The sequence below is a fragment of the Devosia sp. SL43 genome (assembly GCF_021729885.1).
Taxonomy (GTDB): Bacteria; Pseudomonadota; Alphaproteobacteria; order Rhizobiales; family Devosiaceae; genus Devosia.
This window is the reverse complement of record NZ_CP063401.1, coordinates 3,839,677-3,858,764: the sequence shown is the minus strand read 5'-3', so window position 1 is coordinate 3,858,764 and position 19,088 is coordinate 3,839,677. Positions and strand designations below refer to the sequence as shown.

17 protein-coding genes are annotated in these 19,088 nt (G+C 64.5%); 7 read left to right on the top strand and 10 right to left on the bottom strand.

Annotation, left to right across the window (positions count from 1 at the left end; all coding sequences use genetic code 11):
• Positions 1-6: 6 nt before the first annotated feature.
• The 5 genes from IM737_RS18850 to cobM are packed head-to-tail and all read left to right on the top strand — an operon-like array spanning position 7 to position 4,076.
• Complete coding sequence (locus tag IM737_RS18850) at positions 7-639, top strand: precorrin-8X methylmutase (protein ID WP_236896684.1); 633 nt, start codon at positions 7-9, stop codon at positions 637-639.
• Positions 636-1,358, top strand: a complete 723-nt coding sequence (locus tag IM737_RS18845; protein ID WP_236896682.1) for a precorrin-2 C(20)-methyltransferase — start codon at positions 636-638, stop codon at positions 1,356-1,358. Before IM737_RS18850 ends, IM737_RS18845 begins: the two co-directional genes overlap by 4 nt.
• Positions 1,355-2,116, top strand: a complete 762-nt coding sequence (locus IM737_RS18840) for a precorrin-3B C(17)-methyltransferase (RefSeq protein ID WP_236896681.1) — start codon at positions 1,355-1,357, stop codon at positions 2,114-2,116. Before IM737_RS18845 ends, IM737_RS18840 begins: the two co-directional genes overlap by 4 nt.
• Positions 2,113-3,321, top strand: a complete 1,209-nt coding sequence (cbiE, locus tag IM737_RS18835) for a precorrin-6y C5,15-methyltransferase (decarboxylating) subunit CbiE (RefSeq protein ID WP_236896680.1) — start codon at positions 2,113-2,115, stop codon at positions 3,319-3,321. The genes IM737_RS18840 and cbiE overlap by 4 nt, the downstream gene beginning before the upstream one ends.
• A complete protein-coding gene (gene cobM, locus IM737_RS18830) occupies positions 3,318-4,076 on the top strand; it encodes a precorrin-4 C(11)-methyltransferase (RefSeq protein ID WP_236896679.1) in 759 nt (252 codons plus the stop codon). The genes cbiE and cobM overlap by 4 nt, the downstream gene beginning before the upstream one ends.
• Here cobM and IM737_RS18825 read toward each other — a convergent pair.
• The 5 genes from IM737_RS18825 to IM737_RS18805 all read right to left on the bottom strand — a co-directional run bounded on the left by IM737_RS18825 (position 4,073) and on the right by IM737_RS18805 (position 9,390).
• Positions 4,073-4,567, bottom strand: a complete 495-nt coding sequence (locus IM737_RS18825; RefSeq protein WP_236896678.1) for a hypothetical protein — start codon at positions 4,565-4,567, stop codon at positions 4,073-4,075. The two genes, cobM and IM737_RS18825, sit on opposite strands and share 4 nt — an antisense overlap.
• A gap of 74 nt (positions 4,568-4,641) precedes the next feature.
• Entirely contained in the window at positions 4,642-5,868 is a 1,227-nt protein-coding gene (locus tag IM737_RS18820) for an OpgC family protein (RefSeq protein ID WP_236896677.1), read from the bottom strand.
• A complete protein-coding gene (mdoH, locus tag IM737_RS18815) occupies positions 5,855-7,627 on the bottom strand; it encodes a glucans biosynthesis glucosyltransferase MdoH (protein WP_236896676.1) in 1,773 nt (590 codons plus the stop codon). Before mdoH ends, IM737_RS18820 begins: the two co-directional genes overlap by 14 nt.
• 21 nt (positions 7,628-7,648) lie before the next feature.
• Positions 7,649-7,789, bottom strand: coding sequence for a hypothetical protein (locus tag IM737_RS18810; protein WP_236896675.1), 141 nt, complete (start codon positions 7,787-7,789; stop codon positions 7,649-7,651).
• The gene (locus tag IM737_RS18805; RefSeq protein WP_236896674.1) at positions 7,786-9,390 is read right to left on the bottom strand and encodes a glucan biosynthesis protein; all 1,605 of its coding nucleotides are present in this window, start codon (positions 9,388-9,390) and stop codon (positions 7,786-7,788) included. Before IM737_RS18805 ends, IM737_RS18810 begins: the two co-directional genes overlap by 4 nt.
• 227 nt (positions 9,391-9,617) lie before the next feature.
• Between IM737_RS18805 and IM737_RS18800 the strand changes: the two genes are divergently transcribed.
• Entirely contained in the window at positions 9,618-10,391 is a 774-nt protein-coding gene (locus IM737_RS18800; RefSeq protein ID WP_236896673.1) for an SDR family NAD(P)-dependent oxidoreductase, read from the top strand.
• Here the strand turns inward: IM737_RS18800 and IM737_RS18795 are convergent, their stop codons facing one another.
• A complete protein-coding gene (locus tag IM737_RS18795) occupies positions 10,392-12,830 on the bottom strand; it encodes an EAL domain-containing protein (RefSeq protein WP_236896672.1) in 2,439 nt (812 codons plus the stop codon).
• A 155-nt stretch (positions 12,831-12,985) separates the two neighbouring features.
• On the opposite strand from IM737_RS18795, the gene dinB reads away from it, so the two are divergent.
• Complete coding sequence (gene dinB / locus IM737_RS18790; protein ID WP_236896671.1) at positions 12,986-14,230, top strand: DNA polymerase IV; 1,245 nt, start codon at positions 12,986-12,988, stop codon at positions 14,228-14,230.
• A gap of 362 nt (positions 14,231-14,592) precedes the next feature.
• Here the strand turns inward: dinB and phnE (IM737_RS18785) are convergent, their stop codons facing one another.
• The 4 genes from phnE (IM737_RS18785) to phnC all read right to left on the bottom strand — a co-directional run bounded on the left by phnE (IM737_RS18785) (position 14,593) and on the right by phnC (position 18,859).
• On the bottom strand, positions 14,593-15,930 hold the full coding sequence (gene phnE / locus IM737_RS18785) for a phosphonate ABC transporter, permease protein PhnE (RefSeq protein WP_236896670.1): 1,338 nt from the start codon (positions 15,928-15,930) through the stop codon (positions 14,593-14,595).
• Positions 15,930-16,763: a phosphonate ABC transporter, permease protein PhnE gene (phnE, locus tag IM737_RS18780; RefSeq protein WP_442874220.1), complete on the bottom strand. Its 834-nt coding sequence runs from the start codon at positions 16,761-16,763 to the stop codon at positions 15,930-15,932. The genes phnE (IM737_RS18785) and phnE (IM737_RS18780) overlap by 1 nt, the downstream gene beginning before the upstream one ends.
• 307 nt (positions 16,764-17,070) lie before the next feature.
• Positions 17,071-17,979: a phosphonate ABC transporter substrate-binding protein gene (gene phnD, locus IM737_RS18775; RefSeq protein ID WP_236896668.1), complete on the bottom strand. Its 909-nt coding sequence runs from the start codon at positions 17,977-17,979 to the stop codon at positions 17,071-17,073.
• 61 nt (positions 17,980-18,040) lie between these two features.
• Entirely contained in the window at positions 18,041-18,859 is an 819-nt protein-coding gene (gene phnC, locus IM737_RS18770) for a phosphonate ABC transporter ATP-binding protein (protein ID WP_236896667.1), read from the bottom strand.
• Between the last annotated feature and the right edge of the window lie 229 nt (positions 18,860-19,088).

The window sequence follows — 19,088 nt, the reverse complement described above, 5'->3', positions numbered from 1 at the left end:
ATGACGATGCCCCAATACGACTACATCAAGGACGGCGACGCCATCTATCGGCAGTCCTTCGCCATCATCCGGGCCGAAGCCGACCTCAGCCGCTTCAGCCCCGACGAGGCCGAACTCGCCATCCGCATGATCCACGCCGCCGGCTCGGTCGATGCCGCGCAATATTTTGAGTTTGGCCCAGGCTTTGTCGACGCCGCCCGCACAGCGCTTGCAGGCGGTGCCCCTATATTTTGCGATGCGGAAATGGTCGCTCGCGGCGTCACCGCAGCCCGCCTGCCCGCCAATAATGACGTCATCTGCACCCTGCGCGACGCGCAGACACCGTCCCTTGCCGCCGAGATCGGCAATACCCGCTCTGCCGCCGCTTTGCGCCTGTGGCTGCCGCGCCTTGCGGGCTCGGTCGTCGCCATCGGCAACGCGCCGACCGCACTGTTCTTCCTGCTCGAACTGCTGCGCGACGGTGCCCCGAAGCCAGCGGCGATTATCGGTATGCCAGTCGGCTTCGTCGGCGCCGCCGAGTCCAAGGCTGCTCTGGCCGAGCACTCCTACGGGGTGCCCTATGCCATCGTTCGTGGCCGCCTCGGCGGCTCCGCCATGACCGCCGCCGCCCTCAATGCGCTGGCGAGGACAGGCATATGAAAGGCAAGCTGTTCGGCGTCGGCACCGGTCCCGGCGATCCTGATCTCCTGACGCTCAAGGCCGTCAGGGCCATCGAGGGCGCCGATGTCGTTGCCTATTTCGCCAAGCAGGGTAATTCGAGCAATGCGCGCGCCATCATCGCCGACCGGCTGACGACCCAGATCGAAGAAGCGCTCGGGTATCCCGTCACCACCGAGATCGATCGCCGCCACGATGCCTACAAGGCCGCCACCTCGGCCTTCTACGAGGAGGCCGCCGCCCGCGTCGCCGCGCATCTCGATGCCGGCCGCGATGTCGCCGTGCTGAGCGAAGGCGATCCGCTGTTCTATGGCAGCTACATGCACCTCCATGTCCGCCTCGCGCCGCACTACGACACCGAGGTCATCCCCGGCATCACCGCCATGTCCGGCTGCTGGTCACAGGCCGGCCTGCCGCTGGTGCAGGGCGATGACATCCTCTCGGTCCTGCCCGGCACGCTCGACGAAGTCGATTTGCGCAGCCGCCTCGACAATACCGATGGCGCCGTGATCATGAAGGTCGGCCGCAACCTGCCCAAGATCCGCCGCGCCCTCGAACTGGCGGGCCGGCTCGACAGCGCCGTCTATGTGGAGCGCGGCACCATGGCCAACGGCCACGCCATGCGCCTTGCCGACAAACCCGACGATCTGGCGCCCTATTTTGCCATCGTGCTGGTTCCCGGATGGAGCACCCGCCCATGACCGGTCGCCTCAGCATTGTCGGCACCGGCCCCGGCAACCCCAACCAGACCACGCCCGAAGCGCTCGCTGCCATCGCGGCCGCCCATGTCTTCTTCGGATACGGCCCTTATCTCGATCGCCTGACCCTGCGGGATGATCAGCGCCGCGTCGCCTCCGACAACCGCGAAGAACTGAGCCGCGCCAAGGATGCCCTGCACACTGCCGCCTCCGGCGAGCAGGTCTGTGTCGTCTCAGGCGGCGATCCGGGCGTCTTCGCCATGGCCGCCGCTGTGCTGGAAGCCATGGAAGCCGGCCCGCCCGCCTGGCGCGATCTCGACCTTGCCATCATCCCCGGCGTCACGGCCATGCTGGCCGTCGCCGCCCGTGCAGGCGCACCGCTCGGCCACGATTTCTGCGCGATCTCGCTATCGGACAATCTCAAGCCCTGGACGGTCATCGAGTCCCGCCTGCGTGCCGTCGCCATCGCTGGGCTGGTCATCGCGCTCTACAATCCCATCTCAAAGGCCCGCCCGCACCAGCTCGGCACCGCCTTTGCCATCCTGCGCGAAGTACTGCCCTGGACTACGCCCGTCATCTTCGGCCGCGCCGCCGGTCGGCCGGACGAAGCGATCACCATCATGACGCTGGCCGAGGCCGACCCCGGCAAGGCCGATATGGCGACCTGCGTCATCATCGGCTCGCCGGAGACCCGGCTTATCGAACGTCCGGGCCGGTCGCCGCTGGTCTATTCGCCCCGTTCAACCGGAGGCCCGCAATGAGCTGGCTCTCCATCGTCGGCATCGGCGAAGATGGACTGCCTGGCTTGGGCGAGGCCGCCAAGGCCGCCATCGCCAGTGCGGACTACGTCTTCGGTGGCGACCGGCACCTTGAGCTGGCGGCTGCCGCCATCTCCGGCAAACCCCGCCCCTGGCTCACCCCTTTCGCGGCCTCGATCGACGCCATCATTGCCCTGCGCGGCCAGTCCGTCTGCGTGCTCGCCTCGGGCGATCCGTTCCACTACGGCGTCGGCGCCACGCTCAGCCGGCGGATTGACGCCAGCGAGATGGTCGTCTTCCCGCATCCCTCGTCCTTCAGCCTCGCCGCGGCGCGACTGGGGTGGCCGCTGCAGGATGTGCTGACGCTGTCCCTCCACGGCCGCCCCCTGGACCTCATCCGCCCGCACCTACATACCGGCGCGCGCATCCTGGCGCTGACCTCGGACGAGCATGGCCCCGCCGCGCTGGCAAAGTTGCTCACCGAATCCGGTTTCGGCATCTCCATCATCACGGTGCTCGAAGCACTCGGCGGCCCCGACGAGCGCGTCCGCAGCCATGTCGCCATGCAGTTCACGATGACCGACATCAACCCGCTCAACATCTGCGCCATTAGCGTCGTCGCCCTGCCCGGCGCCCGCATTCTGCCGTTGACGCCGGGGCTGGACGACGGCCTCTTCGAGCATGATGGCCAGATCACCAAGCGCGAGGTTCGCGCCCTGACACTGTCCGCCCTGGCCCCGCGCCGTGGTGAAGTGCTCTGGGATATCGGCGCCGGCTCCGGTTCCATCGCCATCGAATGGATGCTGGCCGATCCAAGCCTGCGCGCCGTCGCCATCGAAGCCGACCCCGAACGCGGCGCCCGGATATTGCGTAACGCCACCGCCTTCGGCGTGCCCGACCTGCAGCTGGTCACCGGCACGGCGCCCGCCGCCCTTGCCGGACTTGAGCCTCCGCCGCATGCCATCTTTATCGGCGGCGGTGGCTCCGACCCTGGCGTGCTCGACGCTGCGATCGCGGCCCTACGCCCCGGCGGACGCTTCGTCGCCAATGCCGTGACATTGGAACTTGAGGCCATCCTCATCGCCAAACATGCCGAACTCGGCGGAAACCTCACCCGCATCGCCGTCTCCCGCGCCGATGCCGTCGGCACCATGACCGGCTGGCGCCCCGCCATGCCGATCACGCAGTGGGTGTGGGTGAAGCCATGACCGTCCATTTCATCGGCGCCGGCCCCGGTGCCGCCGATCTCATCACCGTGCGCGGCATGAACCTGCTGCAGACCTGCCCGGTCTGCCTCTATGCCGGTTCCATCGTGCCACCGGACATGCTCGCCTGGTGCGCCCCCGGCACCCGCCTTATCGATACCGCGCCGATGTCGCTCGACGAGATCGAAGCCGAATATGTCCGCGCTCACGCCGCCGGCGAAGACGTAGCCCGCCTTCACTCCGGCGACCTCTCCGTCTGGAGCGCGGTTGCCGAACAGATGCGCCGGCTTGATCGCCTCAGCATACCCTATACGCTGACCCCCGGCGTGCCGGCCTTCGCCGCCGCCGCCGCCGCACTGGGTCGCGAGCTGACTATCCCGGCCGAGGCCCAGAGCCTCATCCTCACCCGCATCTCCGGCCGCGCTTCACCCATGCCTGAGCGCGAAACCCTGGCCGCCTTCGGCGCCACGGGCGCGACGCTGGCCATCCACCTCGCTATCCACGCCCTTGATCGTGTCGTGACCGAGCTGACGCCGCATTACGGCGCCGATTGCCCCGTGGCCATCGTGTTCCACGCCTCGTGGCCAGACGAAAAGATCATCCGCGGGACGCTGGCCGATATCGCAGCCCGCTTTGCCGCCGATCCGGTGGAGCGCACGGCCATCATCTTCGTCGGCCGCGGCCTTGGCGCCGCCGACTTCCGCGAAAGTTCGCTCTACGATCCGGACTATCAGCGGCGGTTCAGGGCGCGGGACTAAAGCGGCGCTTCGACGCCTTCGTAGCTGACGATGCTCTGGCCGGTCGGGTTAGTGACCAGGTATGGCAATCCGTCATCCTTGCCCACCCAGACCTTCTGCGGCATCGGCTCGGTGCTCAGCCCCTCGATCGGCGGCAGCACGTAGTCATAGACCACCATTGCCTTGCCATTGAGCATTTCTTCACCGGAAACCGAGCACTCCTTGATAAGCAGTATATCGAAGGTGCCCTCGAACATGGCGGCGCGCCCACCGGGGGACAGCGGCAGCGCGGTCCATTCGCCGTCCATGTTCATGTAGAGGTTGTCACCGACGGCGATGGTTTCCAGCTTGGTGCCATCCTGCTCCACCTGCTGGCGGAAGGCCGGAACGGTTCCCAACTTACCATATGCCTCGGCCAGGGCCTCGCAGTCCGCGGGCGCTGCCAATGCCGGTACACTTGCACCCAGGATCGATACCGCCGTCAGGATAGCTCTTGTCACGTTGACGCGCATGTCGGTTCTCCATTTGAACGATGGAGATTATAGCCGGCCCATTCTGAACGCACCCCGACATCAGGGGTGGTCATTCAAACGGCGGGCTTGGCCCGGCCGAGTTCAGCCGTCTTGGTCAGCGCCCAGGCCAGCGCCAGCAGCGCGAGCAGTCCACCACCAAGGATCAGCCCATCGAACAGCGGATCGGGTTCACGGCCCGTCTTGACCGTCTGCAGGAACATGCTCAGCACAGTACCCACCGCAAACACGGCCAGCCCCTGTCGCCCAAGCAGCCGGAACGGCGCGGCAATGGCCGAGCTTGCCACCGTCCGCATCACGGCCAGATGCCCCATCACGTAAAACAGCGCGAAGGCATGCAGCAGGCGCGGCAGCGACAGGAAGGTCTTGTCGAAGGCGGTGATGTAGAACGGAACGCCGAGCGAACTCAGCCAGCCCAGCATACCGTTCATGATCTTGCCGGTCGGCGGCACCTTCATCCAGAATAGCACGAAGACCAGGAAAGCAGCGGCCAGTACAAACAGCACCGGTGATTTGGGGATAAAGCGCCCGCCCACCTTCATCGCCATGCCGCTCAAGAGGCCCGTCACGAACAATATCTGCCAGGAGAACGGGTTGAAGAACCAGCCGCCGGGATTAGGGAAGGCCGGCAGGTTGAAGCGGAATTGCCCGGCAGCCACCCACAGTGCGATCGCGGCGATGAACACGAGCCATGGCTTGCGCAGTCCGGCATAGATCACCAGCGGCGTCGCCAGCAGCAAGGTCATGTAGAGCGGCAGGATGTTGAGATAGCCCAGCTGATGGGTCAGCAGCGGAATGCCGACCAGCGTGCTGAGCGGCTTCTGGAACAAGGCCGTCAAGTTGTTCTTGGTCAACACCTCGGTCAGGTCGAACCACTTGGCCGCACCGGCAAAGATGGCGAGGCAGAGCATGGTGATGACGATGTGGACGAAATAGAGCTGCCGTGCCCGCGCCCACACCTTGGCAGTGGCCGCCCACAGGTTGCCGGTGCGGAAGCGGTTGGAATAGGCCAGCCCCGCCGCCATGCCGGACATGAAGACGAAGGCTTCCGCCGCGTCGGAGAAGCCGAAATTGCGGCTGGTGAAGCTTTCATAGACCGTGCCGGGCACGTGGTTGATGAAGATCATCACCAGCGCGATACCGCGGAACATGTCGAGGCACTGGTCGCGGCCAACAGGCACGCCACCGCTCTCGCGAGCGGGCGTCGTGTCAAGGACACCGCGCATCCAGGTCGGTCCGAGCAGGCCGGCATTCCGCTGCGTCGTGGTTTCAGGCAGGGACATAGGCTGGCGTCCTGGCCGTCGCAACGGCATGTTCGGCTTGTGCTTCGTCGGCTGGACCCATCCAGTCCGCCGCGATGGCACGATAGCTCACCAGAATTGGCGGCGGTACCATTTCATTTTCGGTGCGGAACAGTTGCGGCAGGCGCGGGCGGCGTGGCGGCAGCGAACTCAGCGAGATCAGCCAGGGTGCGAACACTGCTGGCAGCATGGCCGGTACCACCCAGGGTGCGATCTTGGGCGCCAGCACCGCTGTGCCGCCCAGCGTCAGCAGCCCGAGTGCCATGATCCACCAGCTCGCCTGCAACGCATCGCGAAAGCCGATCCAGTTCTGGCCGCGCTTGGTGGCTGGCCAGCCACCATCAAGGCCGAGCAGCACCTGCCCTACCGCACGGGTCTGCAACAGCAGCATTACCGGCGCCAGAACGGTCGAAAATACAATCTCGGCGATAACCGATGCCAGCACGCGCGGCGTTCCGCCAAAGCGGCGATTGCGCCCGTCGAACAGGCCGCGGATCAGGATCAGCAGCTTGGGCAGCACCAGCACCACGCCCACCGCAGCCGCCAGCATCCACATGTCGAGCGGCGCGTCGGTGAAGCCAGGATGCACCGGAACTTGGTCGGGAAAGGCCGCAGCCGCGATGCTCGCGGCCAGCAGCAGCAACCAGAGCGGTGACGCCATATACGCCATGATGCCCTGCACGAAGGTGAAGCGACTCCACAGCTTCAGCCCCGGCGCACCCACCAGGCGGCGATGCTGCAGGTTGCCCTGGCACCAGCGGCGATCACGCTTGGCATATTCGATCAGGTTCTCTGGTCCCTCTTCGAACGAGCCACCCAGGCTCGGATCGACATGGACCTTCCAGCCCGCGCGCGACAGCAAAGCCGCCTCGACATAATCGTGGCTGAGGATATGACCCCCGAAGGGCGGCTTGCCGCTCAATACCGGCAGACCGCAACTAGCGGCAAACGCCTTCATCCGCACGATGGCGTTGTGGCCCCAATAGGGGCCTTCATTGCCCTGCATCAGGGCCGCTCCACGCGCGTAAACCGGCGACAGGTAGCCGGCGGAAAACTGGAACGTGCGACCGAACAGCGTCTGAGCCTGCACGATCTGCGGCACGGTCTGCAGCAGCCCCAGTTCGGGATCGGCATCCATGCGGCGCGCTAGCTCGCCGATGGTCTCGCCGCTCATCAGGCTGTCGGCATCCAGGATCAGCGCATAGTCATAGGCGCCACCCGAACGCGCCACGAAGTCTTCGACATTGCCGGCCTTGCGACCGATATTGCGCTCGCGGCGCCGGTAGAAAATCCGGCCTTCGCTCATCGGCTCGTGCAGCAGGCGCTCGAACCACACGGCCTCCTGCGTCGCCACGTCCAGCGACTGCGTGTCTGAGAGCACGGCAATGTGGAACCGGTCGGCAATGCCGAGATCCACCAGACTCCGGTTCATCGCCGCGATGCGCGCGAAGGTAGCCACCGGGTCTTCGTTGTAGATCGGCACCAGAATGGCCGTCATGCCTTCAGGCTTGCGATCGGCCTCGATGCTGCGCCTGGCTGACGGGGTAAACACGCCCATGACCGCCGCCGAGCCGCCCCAGACCAGCCAGAATGCGCTGATCACCACGAGGGCGCCCCGCAGCAGGTCGAGCGCGGTCAGCCCGCCCTCACCGGTAAAGCGCAGGAACAGGTATCCGCCAAACACGCTGAGCGAAGTGGCTGTTGTCAGCGCGAGAATGCGGATCAGTGTCGGGCGGATCATTGGTTCTATTGTGCGATAACCCTATCGGGTGGCGAAGACCGAGAAGACATCGCGCAAGGCGTGGAAGAGCGAGCGGCGGCGCAGTTCGAGCTGCTGCTTGGGCATGGCGAGCGGTGCGTCCGGCAGGCCGCCGGTATAGGGGAATTGACCATCGTACTTCATGCAGCGGGTCTCCACTGGTAGAGCCAGGTTTCGGTGAGCTGATGGCCGGACCCGATCAGGTAGGCGCGAAGCTCGAGCGGTGCGGTGCCATCAGTCTCGACGTCGAAGACCAGGCGCCAGGCGCCATTGGCATCAATGCGCGACAACGCAGTATGTTGCGCGACGCCGCCTGATACAGTGGCAACGACATCGGGCGGATTTTCGTTCGTCAGCTGCGACAAGTCGCCGCCCACGAAGTCGACCACGAATTTGCGCAGGCTCACGGCGTTCTCGACGCCGGACACGCCGCCCTGCCCAGAGCGGGTCTCGGCAACATAGGCCAGCGTGCTGGCCGGATCTGGATTGAGATCGCCCCAGATCAGGCGGTAACCGAACTCGCGCGACTGGCCCGCGACCACAGGCTCGGACGGAATCCAGAAGGCGCCGATATTGTCGTCGGCTTCGAGCTTGGCCGGAATTTCGATCAGCCGGATGGAGCCCTGGCCCCAGTCGCCTGTTGGTTCGACGCGCAGCGACGGGCGGCGCTCGTAGTGGGCGCCGGCATCCTGATAGGTCTCGAAATCGCGGCCGCGCTGATAGAGGCCAAACGCCTTGGGATTGTTCTCCCACAGGTACGAATTGCCCAGCGCCGGCGAATTGTTGAGCGCGCGCCACATCACTTCGCCGGTCTCGCGCTCGATCAACAGCCCGTTGCTGTCATGCACCTGCGGCCGATAGTCGTCGAAGTCGCTACGGTTGGCGTCGGCAAACAGGAACATCGAGGTCAGCGGGGCAATGCCGAGCTCCTTGACGTCGCTGCGGAAATTGAGGCGGGCCGTGACTTCCATCACCGTCTCCTGCGCCGCGTCGCTGGCCGGAGTGATGACGAAGCGATAGGCGCCGGTGACGCTGGGGCTCTCAAGCGCGGCAAACACCGTCAATGGCGCGCCGGCTGCGGCCGGTCGCTCAACATAAAACTCGGAGAAGCGCGGGAACTCTTCCGGCACGTCGAGCCAGGAGTTCATCAGCAGGCCGCGGGCGCTGAGACCGTAGACGTTGTTCCGGCCCAGTGCGCGGAAATAGCTGGCGCCGAGGAAGGTCACCAGTTCGTCGATCTTGTCGGGCGCATTGAGCGGGTAATTGATGCGCAGGCCGGCCACGCCCGGAAAGGTTTCCCCGGCAACCGCCTCTTCCACCGCGGCATCATGATAGTCGAAATCGGTCGCTCCGAAGATGACCGGCTTGGCCAGGCCTTCCTTGAGCTCGAACAGCTTCACTGGCTCCTTGAACAGCCAGCCGGGATGGAATGCATGCACCTGGTAACCAAGGCCCAGCGCAGCCCAGACGCCGTGGTCGGGGCGGAACTGGATACGGCGATAGGCATCGTAGTCGAGGCCGTTGAAGCTCTCCGGCAATTCAAACGTCACCGGCACGAACGGCGTCGCCGCCAGATCCTTCATTCGCGCGCTGAAGCTCTCGAAGTCGAACGCGAATTCCGCCTCCACCTCGGCCTGGGCAAAGGCCGAGCGCGTGAGCGCTGTCGAGGAGAAGAGGAGAATGGCCAGGCCAGTCCCCAGAAGTACGGCGCGGCGGTTTGGCTGGTATGGGGTGTGACGCTTCAACAATTTTACCCGGATTAGGACGCTTGATAGCTCTGTCGGCAAAATCCGAACGCCCGATAGCCCGAAAAGTTGTCGCATAGTTGTTATGCATTGGCCGTATGGCTCACTCTGGCCGCATTTTGCCGAATGTGCACAGCGACCCCATCCCCTGGATCACCCGATCAACTTGTATTGACGTCGCCAGCCGCATATCACTCAGACATCCCCGCGCACCCCCGGAAATCACCATGACCCAGCTGACAATTCCCGATCTCGCCGGCAAGGCCGTGCTCGTCACCGGGGCGTCCACGGGCATCGGCGCGGCTTTGGCCAAGGCCTTTGCTGCCCAAGGCGCATCAGTTGGCGTGCACTACAATTCGAGCAAGCAGGCGGCGGAATCCGTCGCCGGCGCGATCGCCGATGCGGGCGGCAAGGCCGTGCTAATCCGCGCCGATGCGAGCAAATCCGCAGAGATCGCGCGTGCCGTCGAGGAGACCGCCAAAGCCTTTGGCCGGCTCGATGGCCTCATCAACAATGCCGGCGGCATGGTGGGCCGCATGGCCTATGCCGATATGGACGACGACTATTACGATAAGGTCATGGACCTCAATGGTCGTTCGGTGATCGCGGCCAGCCGCGCCGCCATTCCCCACCTCAAGCGCCAGGGCGGGTTCATCATCAACACGACCTCGATCGCTGCCCGCAACGGCGCCAGCAATGGCGCGGGACTCTACGGCTCATCCAAGGCCCTGGTCAGCAACATTACCCGCGGCATGGCCAAGGAACTGATCGGCTTCAACATCCGCGTCAATGCGGTGGCTCCCGGCGTCATCGATACGCCGTTTCACGAGCGCTATTCCACCGAGGCGCAGATGAAGGCCAATATCGCCACCGTACCGCAAGGCCGCGCCGGCACGGCGGAAGACTGCGTCGGCGCCTACCTCTTCCTCGCCTCCGATACCCTCTCGGGCTACATCATTGGCCAGGTCATCGAGGTCAATGGCGGGCAACTGATGCCGTAGCTAGGCCAGCATTCGCGGCTCTAGCTCATCACTCCAGTCGATGGCGCCCGGACGCCCGAGCAGGAAGCCCTGCGCCTCGTTGCAGCCCTCCAAGCGCAGCACGTCGAGCTGTGCCAACGTCTCAACTCCCTCGGCCAGTACCGGGACCGACAGGCTCCGCCCCAGTGCCAGGATGGCCCGGACGATGGCCTTGGACTGTTCGTTGACCTCGACCTCGGTCATGAACGAGCGATCGAGCTTGATCTTGTCAAATGGGAAGCTGCGCAGCGTATCGAGCGACGAATAGCCGGTGCCGAAGTCGTCGATGGCGATCGAGACGCCCATCGCCTTGATCTGCCGCAGGATATGCAGCGCCCGTCTCTTGTCAGCGATGATCGAGGTCTCCGTCACCTCCAGCTCCAGCCGCGCCGGCGCCAAACCGGAGCGCAGCAGGGCCGCACGCACCGTGTCGATCAGCTCGACCTGGCTGAGCTGGATGCCCGATATATTGACCGCGATCTTGTAGGGCTCCGGCCAGGACGCAGCGTCGAGGCACGCCATCTTGAGCACCCAGTTGCCGATGGCGCCGATCGCGCCACACTCTTCGGCCACCGGGATGAAATCGGTCGGCGAGACCAAGCCGAAGCCAGGTCGGTCCCAGCGCAGCAGAACTTCGTAGCCGGTGATCTCGTTGGTCGCGACCGACTTCTGCACCTGGTAGACCAGGTAGAACGCGTCATGCTCCAGAGCCGACCAGATGTCCTTGGCCATGGCGCGACGCTGGCGAGCATGCTCGTCCATGTCGTGTTCGTAGTAGCAGACACGCGTGTCGAACTCGGCCTTGGCGCGATACATGGCCAAGTCGGCATTGTTGAGCAGCCGCGAGCGGTCGCCCCCGTCCTCGGGATAGATGGCGACGCCGATGCTGGCGCCCGTGGTCACCGCCACGATATCGGTCTCGATACGGGCGAACAGGGCGGTCTCGATCCGTGCGAGGAAGTCGCGCAAGGCATCCATCGAGATAAACGTCTTGATCGCGGCGAACTCGTCGCCGCCCAGCCGCGCCACCGACTCGCCCTCCTTGAGGCCGGTGCTCAGCCGCGTCGCCAGGGACTTGAGCACCTGGTCGCCGACGATATGGCCATAGTTGTCGTTGATCTCCTTGAAGCGATCGAGATCGATGGCAATGACAGCGATGTTGAGGTCACTGGTCTCGGCATCTTCGAGGGCGGTGTCGAGCGTCTCGTTGAAGGCAGCGCGGTTGAGGATGTTGGTCAGCGAGTCGTGGTAGGCCAGATGCGAGATGGCTGCCTGCGAACGCTGCGCTGCTGTCACGTCATCGAGCGTGGTGACCCAACCGCCATCCGCTATCGGGCTGTGGATGAAACGGACGATACGGCCGTTGTCCAGCGTGCGCATGTAGTCGCTGCCCTCGCCCCGCGCCAGCTTGTCCCGCAGTTCGGCCAGCCGTGCATCATATTGCAGCCGGTCGGCGTCCGACAGGTTGGTCACACGGGGCCGCAGACCCGCCGACAGGTCGTTGAAATGCTGCCCCACAAGGTCGCGGCGCTCAGTGCCGGCGCCGACGATATCGGCCAGGCGATCGTTGTGGAAACGCAGATAGCCGGCGCTGTCGAACAGCATCAGGCCCTGGGCCATATGGGTGGTCGCCATTTCGAGCAGGCCCGTGACCTCGCTGATGCGATTGGCGTCTGCCTGTTGTCGCTTTAGCTCGCGGTCGGTGCGGCGCCGATCGGCCTCGTCGAGCACCGCGCTGGCAAAGGTAACACCCAGGATCAGCAGCGAGACCAGTGCAACGCCGATCGACAGCCAGCCGCTGTCGATCTCACCGGCGGCGCTGAGCGGGAAACATCCGGAGAAGCCGGCCGACCCCATGGCGGTGAAATGCATGGCGCAGATGGCCAGCGTCAGCAGCATCGCTCCGCCAATGCGCCGACCACTTGACGCCGCGACGAAGGACAAGCCCGAGAGCAGAATGCCCGCCAGGATGGAGATGGCCACGCCGGCGCTATTCCAGCCGATGCTGCCGCCCATCACCAGTGCGGCAATGCCGGTATAATGCATGCTGGAAATGGCCACGCCGACCACCGCGCCGCCGAGGAAATGGTCCCGCAGGCCGCTGCCCCGCGAAGCCATGGCAATGCCGGCACCGCAGACACCAATGGCGATGATCAGCGATGCGGCGGTCAGGACGATATCGTAGTTCAGCGAAAAGCCCGGACGGAAGGCGAGCATGGCTACGAAATGGGTCGCCCATATGCCGAAGCCCACCGCGAGCGCGGCGACGCCGATCCATATCGTACCCAGCCGTCCGTTGGTCCGCTGCGCATGGTGCAGCAGGCTGACGCAGGCATACGCCGAGACAAGGCACACCACCGCCGCCAGGATGACGAAGCGCGGATCATGCGATGAAATGAAGAAATCGAGGATGGAGAACAAGATAGGGCCCACAGTCTAGGGCTTCACACTAGGGGAATTCACTTAAGTTGGTCTTACGCAGCAGGGCGCCCAAAAACTTGTGATCGATTCTGACTGCTCTTGACTCAACCGTCAGTTTGTTCGCTTTATGTTCTGATTAAAAGCGCAGGTGCCCCGTGGACGCGGCGACAATCCTTCATGCCGATCTCGACGCCTTCTATGCGTCGGTCGAGCAATTGCTGGACCCATCCCTCTTCGGCAAACCCATTGCCGTTGGCGGCGGCGTGGTGCTGGCCGCATCCTATGAAGCCAAGGCCTTCGGTGTCTATGGCGGCATGCCGGGCCGCAGGGCGCGCGAACTCTGTCCGCACCTGATCTTTGTCGGCGGCCACTTCCGCGAGTATCAGCGGCTCGGCGATGCCGCCATGGCCATTCTCGACGACTACACTCCCTTGGTTGAGCGCATCTCCATCGACGAGGCCTTTGCCGATGTCGCCGGCACGGCGCATCTGTTCGGACCACCCGAAGTCATCGCCGCGACCATCCGCCGCCGTGTGCGCGAGGAACTCGGCCTGCCCATCTCGGTGGGCGTGGCCCGCACCAAGCATCTGGCCAAGATCGGCTCGCAGGTGGCCAAGCCAGATGGCATGGTGGTGATCGATCCGGCCAATGAGCTGGCGTTTCTGCACGACCTGCCGGTGGAGCTGATGTGGGGCGTCGGCCCGGTCACCAAGGCCAAGCTGGCGGAATCGGGCATCATCACCATCGGCCAACTGGCGCAGACACCCGGCCGCTCGCTCGAACGCCTCATCGGCCATGCCGCCGGCGAAAAACTGTTCGCCCTCGCCTGGAACCGCGACCCGCGCGCTATCGTCACCGACCACCGCGCGCGCTCGGCCGGCGCGCAGTCGGCGCTGGGCCGCAAACCCTTTCGCGAGCAGGTGTTCCGCCCGACCCTGCGCCTCCTCGCCGATCGCATCGCGTCGCGCCTGCGCGACAAATCCTGGTCCGGCCGCACTATCACCGTCCGCGTCCGCTTCGCCGACATGCGCGCCGTCACCCGCGCCATGACACTGGGCGCGCCGGTTTCGGCAACCACCACCATAGCCGAAATCGCCGAGGAACTGGTGCGCGGCGTGCGGGACGAGCACCCGCATGAGCGCGACATCTCGTTGCTCGCCATCTCGGTGTCGCACCTGGTCCCTGACCAGGCCATGCAGTTCGAATTCTCGCTCGGCGGCCCCGATGATGCCCGCCGCCCCGGCACCCGCACCGGCGCCGCCCGCCGCCAAGCCGACGGCGCCATGGACAAGGTCCGCACCCGCTTCGGCTGGGACGCCATCGGCTACGGCTCGGTGGTGCTGGAAGCGCCGAAATCGGTGCCGGACGCATTCCGGGAACTGGCGGAGAAGCAGCTTTGAGCCCTCTTCACCTCTCCCTTTGGGGGAGAGGTCGACCCTCTTGGGTCTGGTGAGGGGGCCTTCCCCAAGCACATCACCCAGTAAAGGCCCCCTCACCCGGCTCTGCGCGCCGACCTCTCCCCCGAAGGGAGAGGTGAAGAAGGCTTCGGCTGAGCACCGATCTCTCAGTCGGGTCTCCCTCCCCCTTGTGGGGGAGGGAAGCGAGATAGGACTTGGCGTTCGCTAAGTCCGTTGAATCGAGCAGGGTGGGGGTATCTCTCCGCGAGTCCGATGCGCGCGTGGCCCACCCCCTCCCTTGATCCCTCCCCTCAAGGGGGAGGGTGTCGACTGGTGGTACGGTTCCGCACGCAATAGGAAAGTACTCAGTGCCCCACCGGCCCGATCAACCTCGACCGGATCGCGTTGGAGATATTGTCGAACAAGAACACCACCAGCAGGATCAGCAGCACCATGTATGCGACCTTGTCCCAGTCCGAATTGGTGCCCATCGACTCCAGCAGTTTGAGCCCGATGCCGCCCGCCCCGACCGCACCGATCACCGTGGCCGAGCGCGTGTTGCTCTCCCAGAAATACAGCGATTGCGACACGAAGACCGGCAGCACCTGCGGCACCACGCCATAGCGGTTGAGCGCAGCCGGGCTGGCGCCGACCGACTTCATACCCTCGCGCTGCTTGTCGTCCACATTCTCCAGCGCCTCGGCATAGACCTTGCCCAAGGCACCGGTGTCAGTGAAGAAGATCGCCGCAATACCGGGGATCGGTCCGGGGCCGAAGCCGCGGGTGAAGAACAGCGCCCAGATCAGCATGTCGACCGAGCGAATGAAGTCGAAGAAGCGCTTCATCAGCCAGTTGGCTGGGCGGTTGGCGGTGATGTTGCGGGCGGCAATGAAGGCCAGAGGAAAGGCCAGGAGCGTTGCGAACAATGTGCCGACAAAGGCCATAACCAGCGTCTGCATGAGCTTGGCCAGGATGTCGGCATGCTGCCAGGCCTGGTTGTTGAGCCATTGGTCGAGCACGAACTGCGCGTTGGACATATCCGGATTGACGCGCTCGCCGTTGAACATCAGGCCGATGCTGCCGAACAGGTCATGGCCCCAGAGTGGCGATTTCGGATCGTAGAGCCAGTTCGCCCAGCCGAAGAAGCGGCGCTGCACATAGACCTGGTTGTCGCGGATTTCCGCCTGCCCGGCAAAACCGAAATCCACCAGGACCTTCTGACCATCCTGCACGATGGCAGGAGGCACCTCAGATGGCGCCAGCGCCGCATCCGGCGTGATCGTAATCGGATAGACCTGGCCGTCGACGATAGCATCGACTTGCGTGGTGGTGATGTCGAGATAGTCGTCGCGCCCAAAGGTGACGGTCAGGCTGCCGTCTTCGTTGGGCGTGAGCCAGTCGATGGCGGCACCCTCGGGATATTGCCCCCGGCTCGACCATTGTGGGGTGATGGTTCCATCTTCGCCAAAACGCAGGCGCGGCGTGGCGCGCCAGGAGAACCAGTCCTGCAGATAGATCGAGGCGCGATCCCATTTGCCGTTCTGGATGGCCGGCCCGACATTGAAGAAGAACCAGCAGAAAATCAGGTAGAGAACCGCTGCGCCCAGGCCCAGCGGCAGACCCCAGCGCCTGAAGACGTTCTGCTTGAACACCTCGGGATACTTGTCGTGCAGGCGCTTGGTTTCGGCGATGGAAATACTCATCACGCGGCTCCCCGACCCAGTTCGAAGCTCTGCTTGCCGACCAGGCGTGTGCGCAGCCAACCCGAGAATTGGTCGATCGCGATGATCGTCACCAGCAGCAGGATGATGATGGCGTAGGTCTTGGCCGCATGGTCGCGGCCGATCGACATGCGGAACGCCTCGCCGATACCGCCGCCACCCACCGCACCGATAATGGTCGACGCGCGCACATTGATCTCCATGCGCAACAGGGCGTAGCTGACGAAGTTGGGCATAACCTGCGGCACGATGGCGAAGCGCACGCGCTCCAGCCAGGTGGCGCCGACCGAGCGCAGCCCCTCGTCTGGCTTCATGTCGGCATTCTCGACAACCTCGAAGAACAGCTTGCCCAGCGCGCCGATCGTGTGCAGCGACACCGCCGCTATGGCCGCTATCGGTCCGATAGAAAGAACGGCGGTCAAAAGGCCGGCGATGACGATTTCGGGGAAGGCCCGCATCACTTCCATGATGCGCCGCACCACCCAGCGCACCGCACCCGCGCCAACCAGGTTGGTGGCCGCGAAGAAGCACAGGCAGAAGGCCAGGCCACCGCCGATAATGGTCGAGACGATGGCGATATTTACGGTGATGACGAGCTGGTAGATGTAGTTGGGAATGTAGAAGCTGTCGGTCAGGTAGAGCCGCTCTGACGTGTAGTCGAACTTCTGGCTGCCGTCGTAATAGGGCGACTCCAGATCGAACATGGCCCGGACGATCTCGAACGGATCTTCCGGCACGAAGGTCTTGATGAAGTCGAACATATAGGGGAGGCGTTCGATGAACTTCCCCGAATTGGCAGCATTGGCATAGCCCATGGCCAGCACCAGCGCGACCACCACACCCAGGACGATCAGGATCGAATGGACCCGCCGCATCATCACCTGGCCGCGATAGTGCTGCAGCAGGGTTTGGTTGGCGGGCGAGAGGTCTTGGGCGATGTCGGCCATTGCAGTGGTATCTCCACAAACCCGATGTCATTCCGGCGTAGGCCGGAATCCATGTCCGCATCTCCGAGCAATCTGGATGTCGCGGATGACCACGGACCTGGATCCCGGCCTGCGCCGGGATGACATTGCAGGCGGTTGAGGCTACGGCGACAGGCGCCGCCGCAGCCCCAGATAATCAGCCGCCGATGACCGACTTACGGGCGTCGATGATGGTCTGGTACATGTCGACATTGGCGTCGACGAAGTTGGTGTAGCCGCCGGCGGTGAAGGCGTCGAAGCACGCGAAGTCGGCTTCCGGCAGGCCCTTGAAGAAGGCGGTGACCTTGTCCTTCATCTCGGCGGGCAGCTTGTTGGAGACCATCAGAGGGCCGTTCGGGATGATCGGCGACTGCCAGACTTCCACCAGGTCGTCCATGTCGAGCAGGCCCTTGTCGACCATGATGCGCAGGTTGCCGGAGGTGTAGCCCTCGGCGAAATCGCCCTGGCCCGAGCCGAAGGTGGTGCCGACATCCCAGGTGCCGTCGAGCACGCCCAGGACGAGGTTTTCGTGGCCGCCGCCAAAGCCGGTTTCGCTGTAGAACTCGGCGATCGGGGCGCCGAGTTCGGCAGGCAGGGCGACGTTGGGAACCAGGTAGCCCGAGGTCGAATCCGGATCGGCGAAGCCGAGCTTCTTGCCCTTGGTCGAGGCCAGGTCGGTGATGCCCGAATCCTGACGGGCGACCATGATCGTGTGGTAGCCGGTCGAGCCGTCTTCCTGCTGGGTGGTCAGCACCGGGTCAACGGCTTCCGGATCCTGCAGGTAGATGGCGGCATAGGACGAAGCGCCCATGATGGCGATGTCGATAGTGCCGCCGAGCAGACCCTGGATGATGCCGTTATAGTCCGGCGACGGGAAGAACTGCACTTCGGACACGCCCGTTGCAGCCTTCAGCGGCTCGGCGACGCATTCGGAACGACGCAGCTGGTCGGCTTCGTTTTCGCCGCCATCGAGGCCGATGCGCAGGACGGTGACGTCCTGAGCGAAGGCAGCTGATGACATGGTGAGGGCCACGGAGGCTAGCAGGATCTTGCGGAGCGCGGTCATGGATATCTTCCTTTGGTGACGCGGGGTTTGTCGGCGGACCCTGATGGGTCGCGGAACGGGGCTAAGGCGCTGGTTGAGCGCTTGATGTCTTGAGGGTGATCGGCGAGATTGACGTCGACGTCATCGCTTCCGAGAAGGCCTCCTTGAGGCCGTCGGCGCCGTAGATGGTGCGGGCGACATCGGTGGTCAGCTGGTTGGGCGTGCCGTCAAACACCACCTTGCCCTGCGCCATGCCGATGATGCGCTCGCAATAGGCGCGCGCGGTATCGAGCGTGTGCAGGTTGGTGATGACGGTGATGCCCTCGGCATTGATGTCGCGCAGGCTGTCCATGACGATCTGCGCATTGCGCGGATCGAGACTGGCGATGGGCTCGTCGGCCAGGATGATCTTGGGGGCCTGCATCAGCGCCCGGGCGATGGCGACGCGCTGTTGCTGTCCACCGGACAGCGTCTGAGCCCACTGCGTCGCCGTCGCCGCGATATCGAGCCGCTCCAGCGCCTTGAGCGCTTCGAGCTGTTCCTGGGCGCTGAACATCTGCAGCAGGTTGAGGACTGGATTGCGACCATTGAGCCGGCCGAGCATCACATTGGTGATGACATCGAGGCGCGGCACCAGGTTGAACTGCTGGAAGATCATGGCGCAGTCACGCTGCCAGTTCCGCAGCTCCTGACCGCGCAGTTCGGACGTGCGCATGCCGTCATATTCGATGTAGCCCGACGACACATCGGCCAGCCGGTTGATCATGCGCAGCAGCGTCGACTTGCCAGCGCCGGAACGCCCGATGATGCCGACCATCTGGCCCTGCGGGATTTCAAGGTTCACGTCGCTGACGGCAAGCTTGTCACCGAAGCGTCGCGAAACATTGGAAATCTTGAGCATCAGCCGCCCTCGCCGTTGAACTGCGGCAGACCTAGGGCGGGGCGATGAAGCTAGGATAACGGTTGGGTGACGGTTCGGTGACTATGCACCGGAGCGGTGAGGTGGGTTGTCACATGCTGTGGGGAGCACGACCTACCAACCCCCACCAGCCGTCACCCTCGGGCTTGACCCGAGGGCTCTACACTTGCTGCGCGTCTGGGAAGTTCAGTGCCCTCGGGTCAAGCCCAAG

Coding starts and splice junctions, on each gene's coding strand:
- phnE (WP_442874220.1), bottom strand. CDS start 16,763: ATGGGCTATGCCAATGCTGCCAATTCGGGGAAGTTCATCGAACGCCTC.
- IM737_RS18820 (WP_236896677.1), bottom strand. CDS start 5,868: ATGTCCCTGCCTGAAACCACGACGCAGCGGAATGCCGGCCTGCTCGGA.
- cbiE (WP_236896680.1), top strand. CDS start 2,113: ATGAGCTGGCTCTCCATCGTCGGCATCGGCGAAGATGGACTGCCTGGC.
- mdoH (WP_236896676.1), bottom strand. CDS start 7,627: ATGATCCGCCCGACACTGATCCGCATTCTCGCGCTGACAACAGCCACT.
- IM737_RS18800 (WP_236896673.1), top strand. CDS start 9,618: ATGACCCAGCTGACAATTCCCGATCTCGCCGGCAAGGCCGTGCTCGTC.
- IM737_RS18840 (WP_236896681.1), top strand. CDS start 1,355: ATGACCGGTCGCCTCAGCATTGTCGGCACCGGCCCCGGCAACCCCAAC.
- IM737_RS18850 (WP_236896684.1), top strand. CDS start 7: ATGCCCCAATACGACTACATCAAGGACGGCGACGCCATCTATCGGCAG.
- phnE (WP_236896670.1), bottom strand. CDS start 15,930: ATGAGTATTTCCATCGCCGAAACCAAGCGCCTGCACGACAAGTATCCC.
- IM737_RS18810 (WP_236896675.1), bottom strand. CDS start 7,789: ATGAAGTACGATGGTCAATTCCCCTATACCGGCGGCCTGCCGGACGCA.
- IM737_RS18845 (WP_236896682.1), top strand. CDS start 636: ATGAAAGGCAAGCTGTTCGGCGTCGGCACCGGTCCCGGCGATCCTGAT.
- cobM (WP_236896679.1), top strand. CDS start 3,318: ATGACCGTCCATTTCATCGGCGCCGGCCCCGGTGCCGCCGATCTCATC.
- IM737_RS18825 (WP_236896678.1), bottom strand. CDS start 4,567: ATGCGCGTCAACGTGACAAGAGCTATCCTGACGGCGGTATCGATCCTG.
- phnD (WP_236896668.1), bottom strand. CDS start 17,979: ATGACCGCGCTCCGCAAGATCCTGCTAGCCTCCGTGGCCCTCACCATG.
- phnC (WP_236896667.1), bottom strand. CDS start 18,859: ATGCTCAAGATTTCCAATGTTTCGCGACGCTTCGGTGACAAGCTTGCC.